The organism is Paractinoplanes pyxinae (genome assembly GCF_026626335.1).
Taxonomy (GTDB): Bacteria; Actinomycetota; Actinomycetes; order Mycobacteriales; family Micromonosporaceae; genus Actinoplanes; species Actinoplanes pyxinae.
The window spans coordinates 335153-349646 of record NZ_JAPNTZ010000011.1 but is presented as its reverse complement, the minus strand read 5'-3'; the positions used below and the strand labels follow the sequence as shown (position 1 = coordinate 349646).

Sequence of the window (14494 nt, the reverse complement as noted above, 5' to 3'; positions counted from 1 at the left end):
TGGGCTTTTCCTTGTCGTCAAACCCGGGTAACTTCCCCGAAATTCGCGATCCAGAACCGCTCAAGCCCGCAAGAATCTACATCAGCTATTGCTGAGGCATTTCCTTGGTTTCCCCCAGGACGGCCGCGCCGGGCCTCCGAAGAGTCCCGCTCGCTCGCCCGTCTCCCTGGCGGCTCGGTAAACATTACAGGCCGTCCGCATGGACGCCAAATCGACCCCCTGCGAACCACGTCACAGAGCCCCCACCAGCCGGAACCCTAAAGTCGCGCCCACTCGAACCGACGCCGTTTCCCCAGCTCACAATCGTTTGATCATGCCCGGCGGCCCACCGCGGAGCCCGCCCTCGCTTGGGGGACACCCGTTGGTCAGTGTGGAGGAGAGCGGCGATCTTTGCCGGGCGGCGCCGGCCGGCCTGCGGACAACCGGCGGATGTGGACAACGCACCGATCAGGGTGTCGCCCGTGTATGCGGTCAGGTGTGTCGGCCGTGAGCGAAACATCGCGCCCCGGGTGTGCCGGCGCTGGGGCGAGGCATCGCGCCCCAGGTGTGTCGCTGGGTGAGGCATCGCGCCCCGGGTGTGCCGGCGCTGGGTGAGGCATCGCGCCGCGGGGGTGTCGCTGGGTGAGGCATCGGCGCGCGCTGGTGCGCGCAGCGTGGTGGGGGGATCACGCCGGGAGGTTGGTCGGCGCGGCGTGTCAGGGCGGGGGTGCTTTGGTGTGGGGCGGGTGGCAAGCTCGTGTCCCGTGATCGATGATCTCGCGATGGACGGCAGGCCGGGTCGGCTCCAGTTGATGGTTGGAGGCCGGCCGTGAGGGCGGTCATCGTCGCGGCGGGGGTTGCCTTCATCGTCTCGCTGCTGACCACGCCTATCGCTATCCGGGTGTTCTCGGCGCTCAAGGCGGGGCAGCCGATCCGCTCGCTCGGGCTGGCCAGCAACCAGGGGAAGACGGGCACCCCGACGATGGGCGGCGTCGCGTTCATCTTTGCGACGGTCCTCGCCTACGTGGCGGGGCACGTCGCCTTGACGACTCTTCCTGAGCGGCAGATCGCTCAGGAGGAGCCGACCATGACGGCTTTCGTCCTGCTGGGGTTGTTCGTCTGCTGCGGCGCGGTCGGGTTCCTCGACGACTTCCTCAAGGTGCGCCGGCGTAACTCGGACGGGTTGAGCGCCAAGGGCAAGCTGCTCGGCCAGGCGGTGGTCGGGGCGGGGTTCGGCATCGTCGCCCTCTACTTCGTGAGCACCAACGGGCAGACCGTGGCCAGCGAGCACATCTCGCTGATCCGGGACATCAGCTGGCTGGACGTCGGGAAGTTCGGCTCGGTGCTCGTCTTTGTCTTCGTCATCACGGCCTTGTCGAACGGCGTGAACCTCACCGACGGCCTCGACGGGCTGGCCACCGGCGCGTCGATGCTGGTTTTTGCCGCGTACGCGCTGATCGGTTTCTGGCAGTACCGGCACTGGTGCGCGGACGCGGCGTACGTGCGGTCCAACGACTACTGCTACGAGGTGCGGGATCCGCTGGAGATCGCCATGATCGCGGCCGCGGCGTCGGCCGCCTGTCTCGGCTTCCTGTGGTGGAACACGTCGCCGGCGCGGATCTTCATGGGTGATGTGGGCTCGCTCGCGCTGGGCGCGCTGATCGGTGGGCTGGCCGTGGCCACCCGCACCACGCTGCTGGCGATCGTGATCGGCGGGCTGTTCGTCCTCATCACGGTGACCTGGGTGATCCAGATCGTCTCGTTCCGGACCACCGGGCGGCGGGTCTTCCGCATGGTGCCGCTGCATCATCACTTCGAGCTGGCCGGGTGGAGCGAGGTCAACATCGTGATCCGGTTCTGGATCATCGCGGGGGTCGGCGTGGCGGCGGGGCTGAGCTTGTTCTACGCCGAGTTCCTGACGGCCACCGGCTGAGGGCGGCCGTCAGGAGCTCGAAGTCAGGCGGTGTATTCGACGCCGGCGAACGTGCGCTTCCCGCGACGGAGCACCAGGAACCGGTTGTGCAGAAGGGTCTCGGCGGTCGGCACGGCCTCGCCGTCGGTGATGCGTTCGTTGTTCACGTAGGCGCCGCCCTCGGTGATGGTGCGCCGGGCCTCGTTGGCGCTGGCCACCAGGCCCGACTCTTTGAGCAACGTGCTGTAGTTCGGCATTTCCCCGCGTACGGACAGAAGCCCCGCCTCGCCCAGGGCGGCCCGCAACGTGTCGGCCGACAGCGAGTCGAGCGCCCCGCGGCCGAACAGCGCCTGGCTGGCCATGACGGCCTGTTCCGCCTCGGTCTCACCGTGGACCAACGCGGTGATCTCGAAAGCCAGGGCGCGCTGGGCCAGCCGGGCCTGCGGCCGGTCGGCCGTCGCCTTCTCGAGCTCTTCCAGCTCTTCGCGGCTCTTGAAGCTGAAGTACCGCAGGTAGTTGTTGACGTCGCGGTCGTCGGAGTTGATCCAGAACTGGTAGAACGCGTACGGGCTGGTCATCTCGGGGTCGAGCCAGACCGCGCCGCCCTCGCTCTTGCCGAACTTGGTGCCGTCGGCCTTGAGGACCAGCGGGGTGACGAAGGCGTGCACCGGGCCGGCGCCCCGGCGGCGGACGAAGTCGACGCCGGCGGTGATGTTGCCCCACTGGTCGGACCCGCCGAACTGCAGCGCGCAGCCGTGCCGCTGGTGCAGCTGGTAGAAGTCGTTGGACTGCAGCAGCTGGTAGCTGAACTCGGTGAAGCTGATGCCGCTCTCGAGCCGGTTGCGCACCACGTCGCGGGCCAGCATCTTGTTGATCGGGAAGTGCTTGCCGACGTCGCGCAGGAAGTCGATGACCGAGGTCGGTCCCGTCCAGTCGAGGTTGTTGACCGTCTGGGCGGCGTTCGCACCCTCGTACGTCACGAAGGGCGCCAGCTGTGAGCGGATGCGCTCGACCCAGCCCTGCACGACCTCGGGCGGGTTGAGGGTGCGCTCGGCGGACTCGCGCGGGTCGCCGATCTGGCCGGTGGCCCCGCCGACGAGCAGCAGCGGGCGGTGGCCGGCGCGCTGGAGGCGGCCGGCCGTGATGACCTGCATGAGGTGACCGACGTGCAGTGACGCGGCGGTGGGGTCGAAACCCACATAGAACGTGATCGGCTCGCCGGTGAGGGCCGCGGCCAGCGCGGCCGGGTCGGTCGAGTCCTGGATCAGTCCACGCCATGTCAGGTCGTCTAGGAGAGTCACCAGCAAATTGTGACGCACCGCCGATCGACGGCGACACCGGGTTTCGACGATGCGGATGTGGCCCGACAAGGACATGCTGTACGGATGAGTCGCCTGGGTAGCGGTGATCCGCCGATCGACATCTCGAAGAAGAAGGCTGTGGCCCGGCTCGAGGAGGCCCAGCAGCGCCTGCTGCGGCTGCGGCTGCTCCTCGGCGGTCAGATCGGCGAGCAGAAGATCGGCCCGCCGCTGTGCTGCGTCTTCGAGGGGTGGGACGCCTCGGGCAAGGGCGGCGCCATCAAGCGGCTGGTCGCCCCGCTCGACCCGCGGCACGTCCGGGTGTCGCAGTTCGCCGCCCCGACGTACGACGAGAAGCGGCACCACTTCCTGTGGCGCTTCTGGCCGAAGCTGCCCGGCTGGGGCGGCATGGCCGTCTTCGACCGCTCCTGGTACGGGCGGGTGCTGGTCGAGCGGGTCGAGGGATTCGCGTCCAAGGAGCAGTGGTCCCGCGCGTACAACGAGATCGTGGAGTTCGAGCGGACACTCGTGCACGAGGGCATGATCATGGTCAAGTTCTGGATGCACGTCTCGCCCGAGGAACAGCTGCGCCGGTTCGAGGACAGGTCGGGCGACCCGCTGCGGCAGTGGAAACTCACCGATGAGGACTGGCGGAACCGCGAGAAGCGTCCCGCGTACGAGGCCGCAATCGAGGAAATGCTGGAGCGCACCGACCCGACGTGGGCGCCGTGGCAGGTCATCCCCGGCAATGACAAGCACTACGCCCGGTTCGCGGTGGTGGAGGCGGTGTGTGACGCCGTCGAGGCCGAGCTGACCAAGCGCGGCATCACCTACTAGGCGGACGCGGGCTTGTAGTCGGGCAGGCCCAGCGTCAGGCGGATGGACTGCTGCACCTCGTCGGCCGACGGGTGCGCGTCGATGTCGTGGATGACCTCTTTGCGGCCGAAGATGTCGAGCACCGGGCGAGTCTTCTCGTGGTAGTCGCGCAGCCGGGCGTCGAGGGCTTCGGGCGTGTCGTCGGCCCGGCGGATCAGTTCGTGCCCGCAGATGTCGCAGCGGCCCTCGACCTCGGGGCGGTCGGCGATCAGGTTGTAGTCCATGCCGCAGTTGGGGCACAGCCGGCGGCTGAGCACGCGGCGGCGTACCTCTTCGTCCGGCAGTTCGAGGTGGATGACGGCGTCGATGTCGTAGCTCTCCATGAAGAACTCGGCCTGGCGCCCGTTGCGCGGGAAACCGTCGATGACGAAGCCGAAGTTCCAGTCGTGCCGGTCGAGGCGCTCGCGCACCACCGACTCGACCATGTCGTCGCCGACCAGCTCGCCCGCGGTCATCGTGCGGCGGACCTGGGCGCCCAGCTTGGTGTGGTTCTGCACGTTCCACCGGAAGATGTCGCCGACCGAGATGTGCACCAGGTCGAGGTCGGCGCAGAGCAGTTCGCTCTGGGTGCCCTTGCCGCTGCCCTGCACTCCCATGATCACGAATTTGCGCATGTCAGCCCTCTCCGTCGGCCGCGCCGACGCGCAGCGGGCCGGGCGCCGCGCGCCCGGTCAGGGTGGTCGGGTCGATGCTCCAGGCGCCGGCCACGGCGAGCACGTCCTTCTCGCCCACCAGGACAGTCGTCTCCTCGTCCAGTTCGCCGGGCAGGCCGGCCTCGCGTTCGGCCGGGTCGGGCTCGCCGTGCCACGACGTGACCTCGCCGGTCTGCCCCACATACCCGAAAGTGCGGATCAGCTCACCCTCGGCGGCGCGCTGCCAGCGGTGCAGCTCCGTGACCCGGTGGGTGGCGAAGAACTGCACCTCGGCGGCGAGCGTGGCCGACAGCTCGACGACGTCGACCGAGACGTCGGGACGGAGCAGCCAGCGGCCGGTGGCGAGCACCCATTGGTCGTCGCGGGCGCCCGTCAGCGGCGGGGTGACGGCCACCCGGTCGTCGGTGAGATGGGCAAGGTCGATGCCGTCGCGCCAGGGGACGGTGCCCAGGTCGCGCAGGCCGAGGGCGGCGATCACGGATTCCGGGCTCACCCCCGCGGTGTGCCGGACGGCGAGCCAGGCCTGCTTCCCGCCGAAACCGGTCATTACGTCCTTATCCATGGCGTCAACGCTATCCGGTCCGCGCGGGTGACTGTCCACCAACGGCGGGCGCTCAGCGCCAGCCGTACTCCTGGCGTAGCCGAGCGGCGACCTCGTCGAAACGGGAACGGTCGAGGATGGCGCCCTCGCGGCGGATGCCGTCGTGGTCGACCTCGATCACCCGATCGAGGCGGATCCAGCTCGGGCGATCCTCCTTGTCCCAGGCGCCGGTGCCCAGGGGGAGCCAGTTGTGCTCGCCGTCGCGGCGGTCCTTCGACGAGAGCATCAGGCCCAGGACCGTACGACCGGACCGGCCGACCACCAGGACCGGGCGATCCTTGCCCTGGTTCGGGTCGTCCTCGTAGGGCACCCAGGTCCACACGATTTCGCCGGGATCGGCATCGCCGTCCAGATTGGGCGAATACTCGATGCGCCGGCCGCGCTCGTGAGTCGGCACATGCCGCGGGTGAGTTTGGCCCTGCGGCCTCGGGCGCGGCGCGGGCGCGGGCTGTTGCTGGGGGGCGCGAGGTGGGGCGACAACCTCCGCCACCCGGCGCAGCAAGGACTTGAGAATCTTGGCCACGCGAGAACTCTAGGCTGCCGGTATGACACCGGACATCGACGCCTGGCTGCCGTGGCATCAGACCTGGGCCTACGACACCGCGGCCGAGGCCTGGCGGTTCGACGTCTTCCGGGAGCCGCACGACGGGGACGTCTGGATCTCCCGCCGGGATGCGAGCCTGCGACGACCGTACGGGGAAATCGTGCGCACGGACCGCGACGGGATCCCCTACCTCAGCCCCGAAGTGGTTCTGCTCTTCAAGGCCAAGCACCGGCGGCCGAAGGACGAGCAGGACTACGCGGCGGTCGCGCCCCGGCTCACCGTGAGTGAGCGCGACTGGCTCGACAGCGCGTTACGCCTCGTCCACCCCGGTCACGCCTGGATATCGGGCTAGTTCACGAAATCCTGCACCATCCAGGTGACGCCCTTGCTGTCGCGGACGACGCTCAGGCCGATTCGCTTGAGGTCCTTGTTCAGCAGGTTCTTGCGGTGGCCGTCGTCAGGCGGCACCTCGGCCAGCATGCTGTCGGTGAGGCCGTTGGCCGCCTTGATCTTGTCCGCGTTGCTGGCCCCGCTGGAACCGAAGCCGATGTTCTCGGCGGCGGCCGATCACTTGACGCCCTGGTCGCTGAACCGGTCGCCGATGCCGCCCTCGCCCGAGCACTGGTGGGACAGGCCGCAGCCGTCGATCATCAGCTGGTTGTGGATGGCGGCGGCCCGCGACAAGTTGGCGTCCAGGCTCAGTGTGCCCAGGCCCTCGGCCTTGCGGGCGTCGTTGATGTGGGCCAGCACCTGCTCGGCGACCGAGCCGCTGGTCTGCGGGGCGGCCTTCTTCGTCTTCGTCGCCGTCGGCTTGGGCTTCGGCTTGGCCGTGGCCTTCTTCTTCGACGGCTTGGGGCTCGGCGACTTCGAGGCCGAGGGCTTCGTGGTGGGGGTTGCGGAGCCGGCGGACGGCGACGGAGCGAGAGTGGGCGGCGCCGGCTCGGCAGTGCCCTCGTCGACGACGAGCGCGCGGTCGGCGCCGGTGTTGACCGTGGCGGTCGTCTCGGCGTCCGCGTGCTTGGTGAGCCCGGCGACGGTGAAGCCGGCCCCGATGACCACGGCCGTGGCGCCGGCCGCCAGGGTGTAACGGAAGCGGGCGGCAGCGGACATCGACACGGGGAAGGTCACCTCGGGCATAGGGGGACAGCGCGTCCCTACTATGCGTCGCGGATCGGGCCTGCCCAGCGCCGCTAAAGATTCCTTAAGGATCGGCTCACGGAGATCTAAAGATCGACAGCCATCTAGGATGGCCGCCATGACCGACAGGTTCGACAGCGGCGTCGCCCACCCGGCCCGGCGCTACAACTACTGGCTGGGCGGCAAGGACAACTTCGCGGCCGACCGCGAATCCGGCGATCTGCTGGCCAAGTCGTATCCGGCGGCTCGCATCGCGGCCCGGGCCAACCGGGCCTTCCTGGGACGGGCGGTCGGCTACGCGGCGGGCGTGGCCGGCGTACGCCAGTTCCTCGACATCGGCACCGGACTGCCCACCGCCGACAACACGCACGAGGTGGCGCAGCGCGTCGCGCCCGACTCCCGCATCGTCTACGTCGACAACGACCCGATGGTGATGGCCCACGCCCGGGCCCTGCTCACCAGCACGCCCGAGGGCGAGACCCGCTACCTCGAGGACGACCTGCGCCACCCCGAGCGGATCCTGGCCGCCGCCGACATCCTCGACTTCACCCGGCCGGTCGCGCTGATCCTGGTCGCGGTGGTGCACTTCCTGCCCGAGCAGGAGGAGTCGCGGCGGATCGTGCGGACGCTGGTCGACGCCCTGCCCGCGGGCAGTCACCTGATCATGACGGCCGCCACCACCGACCTGCTCACGCCGGAACTCAAGGCGAACTGGGACGAGTCGCTGCGCACCGGCCGGTCGGATGTGTACCCGCGTACGCGGGACGAGTTCGCCTCGTTCTTCGACGGGCTGGAGCTGGTGACGCCCGGGATCGCGCCGGTCGCCGACTGGCGGCCCGACCCCGCGGCCGAGGAGCACCCCAGCCCGGTCGAGGCGTCGATCTTCGGAGCGGTGGGGCGCAAGAACTAGGCGGCCGCCAACCGGGCCATCGTCGCCTGAGCCTCGCGGATCAATTCGATGGACCGCCGGCGGGCGGCCTCGGCCCGGTCGAGCGTTTCCTGATGACGGTGGCGCTTGACCTGCTGCGGCGGGACGGGCTGGGGCCGGGCCCGGCTGCCCGCGGGACGGCGCTGGATGCCGTATTCCTTGAGCAGTTCCCGCACGGCCTCGGCGCTGACTCCCTCCCGCTCGCCGATGCGCTGGCAGCTCAACTCCTCGGTCAGATAGAGCCCCATCAGCGTCTCGCGGGGCAGCCGCCGGCGCAGGCGCGGCGCGGGCCCGGGCCGGCCGGTCGCCAGGCGGTAGCGGGTCAGGCGGTACCGCACCTGGCGCACTGTCGTGCCGGTGAGCGCGGCCACCTGGGCGGCGGTGAAGCCCTCGCGGACGACCCAGTCGCGCAGCAGGTGCTCGGGCAGCGGGTCTTCCGGCGAGCCGACCACGAAGTAGCTGCGATCGGGCACCAGCACGGCCGCGGCGACCAGGCGCTCGCGCACCGCCTCGGTGGGGATGCCGACCTCGGTGGCGACCCGGGAGGCCAGCATGCCGGCCCGCCACAGCCGGGTCAGCTTTTCCTGGGACACGTACAGGCTTCCGGTGGTGATGCCGTAACGGCGCAGCCAGCCGTAGCCGGCGGCCCGGCTGAGCCCGAGCCGGTTGCCCACCTCGGCGGCCGGGACTCGTTCGCGCAGCACCCAGCGCTGGAGCTGATCCGGATCGGGTCGCATCGTCACCCCCTGCCTCGCCATCATCGCGCGTTTTACCGGTGTGCTTGGCTGTTCGGGTGAACGAATCCTGGCTGGACCTGCCCGCGAGCGCGGTGGACGAGGCGGCACGCCTGTTGCTGGGCCGGCACGTCACGGCCAACCAGGTCACCGTGCGCCTGACCGAGGTCGAAGCCTACAGCGGGCTGGGCGAGGACCCGGCTTCGCACGCGCACCGGGGGCGGACGAATCGCAACGCGGTCATGTTCGGGCCGGCCGGTTTCCTGTACGTCTATCAGATCTACGGGATGTATCTGTGCGCCAACATCGTGTGCGGCGAACAGGGGAAGGCGGCCGCCGTGTTGCTGCGCGCCGGCGAGGTGGTGGAGGGTCACGCGTACGCGCGGGAAAGAAGGCCCGCCGCGCGCAAGGACACCGGCCTCGCGGCCGGCCCGGCCAAGCTGATGCAGGTGCTGGCCCTGGACCGCAGCGCCAACGGGACGTCGGTGGTCGACGGCACGGGCCCGCTCACCGTGACGCCCGGCCCGGCCACCCCGTTCGTCATCGAGGCGGGACCGCGGGTGGGGGTGACCTCGGCCCACGACGTGCCCTGGCGGTTCTGGATCAAGGGCGACCCGACGGTCAGCGCCTACCGGCGGCACACGCCCCGGAAAGTGTCGTAGGTCGCTGCTACCAAGGAGGCATGGAAAAGCCTCGCGTAGTCGTGTCCGTGGCGACGTCGATCGACGGGCGGGTCAGCCTGCGACGTGACCGGCCCCTGATGACCACCGATGACGGCAAGACCTGGGAGACGTTACGGCCGCCCAGTGCGCAGGCCGTCGAGGAGGCGCGCACCGCTCTGCTCGATCGGCTGTACTCCCCCACCGTCACGCTCGAGGGCAGCGGGTCGATGGTGCCGCCGTCGGCCGGCCCGCTGACCGGTCTGCCGCCGGCCGGGCCGGACGAGGTGTACGACGACTTCCTGGCCGTCGACGCGGCACGGTGGTTCGCGGTCGTCGACGGCCGGGGCCGGGTGCGCTGGACGATGAAAGAGGCCGGCGGGCAGCACCTGCTCGTGCTGGTCTCGCACGCGACGCCGGCCGCCTACCTGGCCTATCTGCGGCGTGAGGGCATCAGTTACCTGGTGGCCGGCGCCCAGCGGGTCGACCTGGGGGCGGCGCTGCGGCGGATGCGGTCGCGGCTCGGGGTCACCTGTGTGGTGTCGTCGGGCGGCGGCGGGCTGAACGGCGCGCTGCTGCGGGCCGGGCTGGTCGACGAGATCCAGCTGATCGTGCTGCCGGCCGCGATCGGCGGCACGGGCGCGGGCCTGTTCGACGGTCCGGCGCTGGCCGACGGCGAGTTCCCGACCCGGCTGCGCCTGCTGTCGTCGCAGACCGAGGCCGACGGCACGCTGTGGCTGCGGTACGAGGTGGGGCGCTCTCGGTGAAACGCCCACGCCGGGGCGGCCGGGCCGATAGCGTCCGGACTGATGATCTCGCAGCGGTGGTTGGTCGTGTCCGGCGCGATGTGCGCGGCCGGGTTGCTGTGGTCGGCCGTGCTGATCACCACGCTGGTGGCCGGGGCGCGCCTGGTGCCGACCGGCTGGGCGGTGGGGGTGGCGGCCGCGCTGAGCGTGCCCGGTGTCATCGCCGGGGTGATCGGCAACCGCTGGTACTACCGCACGACGCGCCCGCGCAGCCCGTGGAGCCTCACCTCGTGGGTGCCGCCGCACGTGCCGCACTGGGCGAGCATGCTGGCCGGGGTCCTGTTCTTCGCCTTCTGGCTGGCCGTGGTGGTGGCGTTCGCCGGGCTGGACGGGAAGGCGGAACTGCGCGACGGCCAGTACGTGCTGACCGACAACGGCCGCACCACGGTGGTCACCGAGTCCGACTACCGGCACCAGGGCCACCTCGAGCAGCAGATCTCGCTGGGCATCCTGGGCGCGCTGGCCGTGGGCGGCACCTTCATGACCGGCGCCGTGCTGACCCACCACGCGGCCCCGCAGCCCACCGAGACCCAGTCGGCCGGGCAGGCCCTGGCCTAGGTCCGGCTGGCGCCGGCTTCGGGGCCGGCCACGCGCTGGGCCAGCCAGACCGGCAGCACCGAGAGCACGATCAGCACGGCCGCCACCACATTGACCACCGGGGCCTGGTTGGGCCGGAACAGGTTGTTGAAGATCCAGATCGGCAGGGTCTGGATGCCGGGACCGGCCGTGAACGTGGTCACGATGATCTCGTCGAACGACAGCGCGAACGCCAGCAGCCCGCCCGCCAGCAGGGCCGAGCGCAGCATCGGGAACGTGATGTAGCGGAACGTCTGGGCCGGCGAGGCGCCCAGATCGGCCGAGGCTTCCTCGAGGTTCACGCCGCTGCGGCGCAGCCGGGCCAGCACGTTGTTGTAGACGGTGACCACGCAGAAGGTGGCGTGCCCGACGATCACCGAGAACAGCCCCTTGCCCAGGCCCAGCGGCGCCACCACCGAGCGCCAGGCGCTGTCCAGGGCGATGCCGGTGACGATGCCGGGCAGCGCGATCGGCAGCACGACCAGCAGCGAGACCGTGTCCCGCCCGAAGAACTTGAAGCGCTGCACGGCGAAGGCGACCATCGTGCCCAGCACCAGGGCGATCGCCGTCGCGCCGAGGCCGGCCTTGACCGAGGTCCACAGGGCGTCCCGGGCGCCGCCGTTGCGCCACGCGGCCGACCACCACTGGGTGGTGAAGTCGTGCGGCGGCCAGCCGAACGTACGGTCGCCGTTGAAGGAATTGACCAGCACGAGCAGCAGCGGCGCGTAGATGAAGAACAAGCCGAACGCCATCACCGCCCGCAGAACCCACCGCGTCACAGCTCCTCCAGGGCGCCCGAGCGGCGGACCGCGGCCAGGTAGATCACCATGATCACGACCGGCACACAGGCGATGGCCGCCGCGAACGGCAGGTTGTTGGCCGCGCCCACATTGGCGTAGACCACGTTGCCGAGCATCTGGGTTTTGCCGCCGACGATCTGCACGGTGATGTAGTCGCCCAGCGAGAGCGAGAACGTGAAGATCGAACCGGCGAAGATCGACGGCACCAGCAGCGGCAGCACCACCCCGCGGAACGTGCGGCCGGCCCGCCCGCCCAGGTCGGCCGAGGCCTCCAGCAGCGAGTCGGGCAGCCGCTCGAGGCCGGCGTAGATCGGCAGGATCATGTACGGCAGCCACAGGTACGTCAGCACGATGACCACGGCGAACAACCCGTACCCGGGCGTGCCGATCACCGAGTCGAGCGGCCCGTCATTGGCCAGCAGCACTCGCCATGCGTACGCCTTGACCAGGTACGACGCCCACAGCGGGGTCAGGATGGCGATCACCAGCCAGTGCCGCGTCCGCGGCGAGGCCACCTTGGCCATGTAGAACGCCATCGGCAGGGCCAGCACCACGCAGATCACCGTGACGGCGATCGCCACCCCGAGGCTGCGCAGGGTGACGTTGCGATAGACCTCCTGGGTGACGATGGTCCGGAAGTTGTCGAGCGTGAACTCCCGGACCACCTCGCCGGTGAAGCCGTTGACGGTCCAGAACGCCGACAGGAACAGCACGGCCAGCGCGCCCAGATACGCGACGCCCAGCCAGAGCAGGGGCGCCGAGAGCAGGGCGGCCAGCTGCCACCGCCGGCGTCCTAACCCTTGATCGTCGTCCACGCCTGGGTCCAGGCCGCGTAGTCCTTGCAGGTGACATCCGTACGCCCGTCGACGCACTGGGCGAGCGGGGTGGTCCAGTACCAGACCTGGTCGAAGTAGGCCTCGTCCTCGGCGTGGAACGTCTGGCAGTGGTTCTTGTCCGCGGTCTGCGCGCACGAGAGCTTGTTGGCCGGCGCCTCGCCGAACCACTCGGCCACCCCGGCGTTGGCCTTGGGCGAGATGATGTGGTTCATCCACAGGTAGCCGCAGTTCGGGTGCTTGGCCTTGGACGAGATCATCCAGGTGTCGGACCAGCCGGTCGCGCCCTCGGTGGGCAGAATCGCCTCGACCGGGGCCTTGTCGGCCGTGGCCAGGTTGGCGATGACCTGCCAGGTGGTGCCGAGCACGGAGTCGCCGCTCTTGAAGGCCTGCACCTCTTTGGTGTAGTCCGACCAGTACTCGCCGATGAGCTTGTTCTGCTCGGTGAGCAGGTCGGTGGCCGCCTTGAACTGCGTGTCGTCCAGCGCGTACGGGTTCTTGATGTTCAGATCCGGCTTGGTCTTCATGAGATAGAGCGCCGCGTCGGCGATGTAGATCGGCGAGTCGTACGCGGTGATCTTGCCCTTGTACGGCGAGTTCGGATCGAAGACCGCGCCCCAGGACGTCGGGGCCGGCTTCACCGTGTCGGTGCGGTACATGAGCAGGTTGGCCCCGCGGCCGTGCGGCACGCCGTACGCGACGTTGTCGACCGAGTTCCACTGCTTGTTCTTGAGCCCGTCGAAGACGTCCTTGTAGTTGGCGATCAGGTCGGTGTTGACCGGGGCCACGTCGCCGCCGTAGATCAGCCGCAGCGAGGCGTCGCCCGAGGCCGACACCACGTCGTACTCGCCGGTCTTCATCAGCGCGACCATCTCGTCCGAGGTTCCCGCGACCTTCGTGTTGACCTGGCAGCCGGTCTCTTTCTCGAAGCCGGACACCCAGTCGACCTTGGGGTCGGTCGAGCCGTCCTCGACGTACCCGGCCCAGGCGATCACGTTGACCGTGCCCTCGCCCGCGCCGATCGCCGCCAGTTTGTCGATCTTCGGGACGCTCAGGCCGCCGGGACCGGAACCGCTGCCGCTGCCGCCGTCGTCGCCACCGCACCCGGCGAGCGCGAGCACGCCCGCCGCCAGAACCGCTGTCAGAGATTTACGCCGCACGGTCTCCTCCGATCTCGATGACGTGTTCCTGCTGCCAGGTGAGCTGGACTCGGTCCCCCCGCTGGGCTTTGCCGGCACGGCGATTCTGTTCGACCACGACCATCCGGGCCCCGGCGTCGAGGTCGACGACGAAGCGCGTGACCGGGCCGGCGTAGATGACCTCGCTGACGGTGCCCGGCGCCCCCTCGGCCCCGATGGTGATCTTCTCCGGGCGTACCGAGAAGGTGCCGTCCCGGCCGACGACGGTGCGCGCGGCCGCGCCGGTGAGCAAGTTGGACGTACCGACGAAGCCGGCCACGAACGGGGACGCCGGACGCTCGTAGACCTCTTCCGGCGTACCGACCTGGGCGATGCGCCCGGCCTCGAACACGGCCACCCGGTCGCTCATGGTCAGCGCCTCGTCCTGGTCGTGGGTGACGAAGACGAAGGTGATGCCGACGTCGCGCTGGATCTGCTTGAGCTCCACCTGCATCTGCTCGCGCAGCTTGAGGTCGAGCGCGCCCAGCGGCTCGTCGAGCAGCAGCACCTTGGGCCGGTTGACCAGGGCCCGGGCCAGCGCCACCCGCTGCCGCTGACCACCGGACATGGCGCGGGGCCGGCGGGCGCCGAAGTCAGCCAACCGGACGGCGGCGAGGGCTTGCTCGGCACGCTCACGGCGTTGCTTGCGCGGCACCTTGCGCACCTTCAAGCCGTACTCGACGTTCTCGATCACGCTCAGGTGCGGGAACAGCGCGTAGTCCTGAAAGACCGTGTTGACATCCCGCTCGTACGGGGGAAGCTTGGTCACCTCACGGCCGCTCAACGACACCGTGCCGGCCGTCGGCCGGTCGAAGCCGGCGATCAGGCGGAGCACAGTGGTCTTGCCGGAACCGGACGGGCCCAGCATCGAGAAGAACTCGCCGTCGTCGATCTCGAGGTCGATCCCGGCCACCGCCTCGACCGCGCCGAAGCTCTTGCGCAGCCCGGAGAGGTGGATCGCGGGGGTCCTCATAGCAGGA

Annotated in this window: 18 protein-coding genes; 7 read left to right on the top strand and 11 right to left on the bottom strand. The window is 69.8% G+C overall.

The features are described 5' to 3' along the window. Positions 1-808: 808 nt before the first annotated feature. Positions 809-1912: a phospho-N-acetylmuramoyl-pentapeptide-transferase gene (mraY, locus tag OWR29_RS30935; protein ID WP_267566888.1), complete on the top strand. Its 1104-nt coding sequence runs from the start codon at positions 809-811 to the stop codon at positions 1910-1912. Positions 1913-1935: 23 nt separating this feature from the next. Here mraY and tyrS read toward each other — a convergent pair whose 3' ends face one another. After that, on the bottom strand, positions 1936-3192 hold the full coding sequence (gene tyrS / locus OWR29_RS30930) for a tyrosine--tRNA ligase (RefSeq protein ID WP_267566887.1): 1257 nt from the start codon (positions 3190-3192) through the stop codon (positions 1936-1938). Positions 3193-3276: 84 nt separating this feature from the next. Here tyrS and OWR29_RS30925 point away from each other — a divergent pair, with 84 nt between their 5' ends. Next, complete coding sequence (locus OWR29_RS30925; protein ID WP_267566886.1) at positions 3277-4026, top strand: polyphosphate kinase 2 family protein; 750 nt, start codon at positions 3277-3279, stop codon at positions 4024-4026. Here OWR29_RS30925 and OWR29_RS30920 read toward each other — a convergent pair. From OWR29_RS30920 to OWR29_RS30910, 3 genes are read right to left on the bottom strand one after another with little or no spacing between them, the layout of a single operon-like run. Then, positions 4023-4679, bottom strand: coding sequence for an adenylate kinase family protein (locus OWR29_RS30920; protein WP_267566885.1), 657 nt, complete (start codon positions 4677-4679; stop codon positions 4023-4025). The genes OWR29_RS30925 and OWR29_RS30920 overlap by 4 nt on opposite strands. A gap of 1 nt (position 4680) precedes the next feature. After that, the gene (locus OWR29_RS30915; RefSeq protein WP_267566884.1) at positions 4681-5280 is read right to left on the bottom strand and encodes a hypothetical protein; all 600 of its coding nucleotides are present in this window, start codon (positions 5278-5280) and stop codon (positions 4681-4683) included. A gap of 52 nt (positions 5281-5332) precedes the next feature. Beyond that, positions 5333-5842, bottom strand: coding sequence for a type II toxin-antitoxin system PemK/MazF family toxin (locus OWR29_RS30910; RefSeq protein WP_267566883.1), 510 nt, complete (start codon positions 5840-5842; stop codon positions 5333-5335). 22 nt (positions 5843-5864) lie between these two features. On the opposite strand from OWR29_RS30910, the gene OWR29_RS30905 reads away from it, so the two are divergent. Beyond that, on the top strand, positions 5865-6215 hold the full coding sequence (locus OWR29_RS30905; RefSeq protein ID WP_267566882.1) for a hypothetical protein: 351 nt from the start codon (positions 5865-5867) through the stop codon (positions 6213-6215). On the opposite strand, the gene OWR29_RS30900 is transcribed toward OWR29_RS30905, so the two are convergent. Together OWR29_RS30900 and OWR29_RS30895 are read right to left on the bottom strand one after the other, a co-directional pair. Beyond that, positions 6212-6412: a CAP domain-containing protein gene (locus OWR29_RS30900; protein WP_324291283.1), complete on the bottom strand. Its 201-nt coding sequence runs from the start codon at positions 6410-6412 to the stop codon at positions 6212-6214. The genes OWR29_RS30905 and OWR29_RS30900 overlap by 4 nt on opposite strands. A gap of 18 nt (positions 6413-6430) precedes the next feature. Further along, positions 6431-7000 (bottom strand): CAP domain-containing protein, encoded by a 570-nt coding sequence (locus OWR29_RS30895; protein ID WP_267566881.1) that lies wholly within the window; start codon positions 6998-7000, stop codon positions 6431-6433. A gap of 118 nt (positions 7001-7118) precedes the next feature. On the opposite strand from OWR29_RS30895, the gene OWR29_RS30890 reads away from it, so the two are divergent. Next, on the top strand, positions 7119-7910 hold the full coding sequence (locus tag OWR29_RS30890; protein ID WP_267566880.1) for an SAM-dependent methyltransferase: 792 nt from the start codon (positions 7119-7121) through the stop codon (positions 7908-7910). On the opposite strand, the gene OWR29_RS30885 is transcribed toward OWR29_RS30890, so the two are convergent. Beyond that, entirely contained in the window at positions 7907-8665 is a 759-nt protein-coding gene (locus OWR29_RS30885) for a hypothetical protein (RefSeq protein WP_267566879.1), read from the bottom strand. The genes OWR29_RS30890 and OWR29_RS30885 overlap by 4 nt on opposite strands. 56 nt (positions 8666-8721) lie before the next feature. On the opposite strand from OWR29_RS30885, the gene OWR29_RS30880 reads away from it, so the two are divergent. The 3 genes from OWR29_RS30880 to OWR29_RS30870 are packed head-to-tail and all read left to right on the top strand — an operon-like array spanning position 8722 to position 10685. Then, positions 8722-9324: a DNA-3-methyladenine glycosylase gene (locus OWR29_RS30880; protein ID WP_267566878.1), complete on the top strand. Its 603-nt coding sequence runs from the start codon at positions 8722-8724 to the stop codon at positions 9322-9324. A gap of 20 nt (positions 9325-9344) precedes the next feature. Continuing rightward, positions 9345-10088: a dihydrofolate reductase family protein gene (locus tag OWR29_RS30875; protein WP_267566877.1), complete on the top strand. Its 744-nt coding sequence runs from the start codon at positions 9345-9347 to the stop codon at positions 10086-10088. A gap of 42 nt (positions 10089-10130) precedes the next feature. Continuing rightward, entirely contained in the window at positions 10131-10685 is a 555-nt protein-coding gene (locus tag OWR29_RS30870) for a hypothetical protein (protein ID WP_267566876.1), read from the top strand. Here OWR29_RS30870 and OWR29_RS30865 read toward each other — a convergent pair. The 4 genes from OWR29_RS30865 to OWR29_RS30850 are packed head-to-tail and all read right to left on the bottom strand — an operon-like array spanning position 10682 to position 14487. Beyond that, positions 10682-11482 (bottom strand): ABC transporter permease, encoded by an 801-nt coding sequence (locus OWR29_RS30865; protein WP_267566875.1) that lies wholly within the window; start codon positions 11480-11482, stop codon positions 10682-10684. The genes OWR29_RS30870 and OWR29_RS30865 overlap by 4 nt on opposite strands. Then, entirely contained in the window at positions 11479-12318 is an 840-nt protein-coding gene (locus OWR29_RS30860) for an ABC transporter permease (RefSeq protein ID WP_267566874.1), read from the bottom strand. Before OWR29_RS30860 ends, OWR29_RS30865 begins: the two co-directional genes overlap by 4 nt. Next, positions 12297-13496 (bottom strand): ABC transporter substrate-binding protein, encoded by a 1200-nt coding sequence (locus tag OWR29_RS30855; RefSeq protein WP_267566873.1) that lies wholly within the window; start codon positions 13494-13496, stop codon positions 12297-12299. Before OWR29_RS30855 ends, OWR29_RS30860 begins: the two co-directional genes overlap by 22 nt. Next, positions 13486-14487 carry an ABC transporter ATP-binding protein gene (locus OWR29_RS30850; RefSeq protein ID WP_267566872.1) on the bottom strand — a complete coding sequence of 334 codons (1002 nt, stop codon included), beginning with the start codon at positions 14485-14487 and terminating at the stop codon, positions 13486-13488. Before OWR29_RS30850 ends, OWR29_RS30855 begins: the two co-directional genes overlap by 11 nt. Between the last annotated feature and the right edge of the window lie 7 nt (positions 14488-14494).

What these genes read in the sequence shown, in the direction of transcription:
- OWR29_RS30925 (WP_267566886.1), top strand. Translation starts at nt 3,277, where the DNA reads ATGAGTCGCCTGGGTAGCGGTGATCCGCCGATCGACATCTCGAAGAAG.
- OWR29_RS30920 (WP_267566885.1), bottom strand. Translation starts at nt 4,679, where the DNA reads ATGCGCAAATTCGTGATCATGGGAGTGCAGGGCAGCGGCAAGGGCACC.
- OWR29_RS30915 (WP_267566884.1), bottom strand. Translation starts at nt 5,280, where the DNA reads ATGGATAAGGACGTAATGACCGGTTTCGGCGGGAAGCAGGCCTGGCTC.
- OWR29_RS30905 (WP_267566882.1), top strand. Translation starts at nt 5,865, where the DNA reads ATGACACCGGACATCGACGCCTGGCTGCCGTGGCATCAGACCTGGGCC.
- OWR29_RS30895 (WP_267566881.1), bottom strand. Translation starts at nt 7,000, where the DNA reads ATGCCCGAGGTGACCTTCCCCGTGTCGATGTCCGCTGCCGCCCGCTTC.
- OWR29_RS30890 (WP_267566880.1), top strand. Translation starts at nt 7,119, where the DNA reads ATGACCGACAGGTTCGACAGCGGCGTCGCCCACCCGGCCCGGCGCTAC.
- OWR29_RS30885 (WP_267566879.1), bottom strand. Translation starts at nt 8,665, where the DNA reads ATGCGACCCGATCCGGATCAGCTCCAGCGCTGGGTGCTGCGCGAACGA.
- OWR29_RS30875 (WP_267566877.1), top strand. Translation starts at nt 9,345, where the DNA reads ATGGAAAAGCCTCGCGTAGTCGTGTCCGTGGCGACGTCGATCGACGGG.
- OWR29_RS30870 (WP_267566876.1), top strand. Translation starts at nt 10,131, where the DNA reads ATGATCTCGCAGCGGTGGTTGGTCGTGTCCGGCGCGATGTGCGCGGCC.
- OWR29_RS30850 (WP_267566872.1), bottom strand. Translation starts at nt 14,487, where the DNA reads ATGAGGACCCCCGCGATCCACCTCTCCGGGCTGCGCAAGAGCTTCGGC.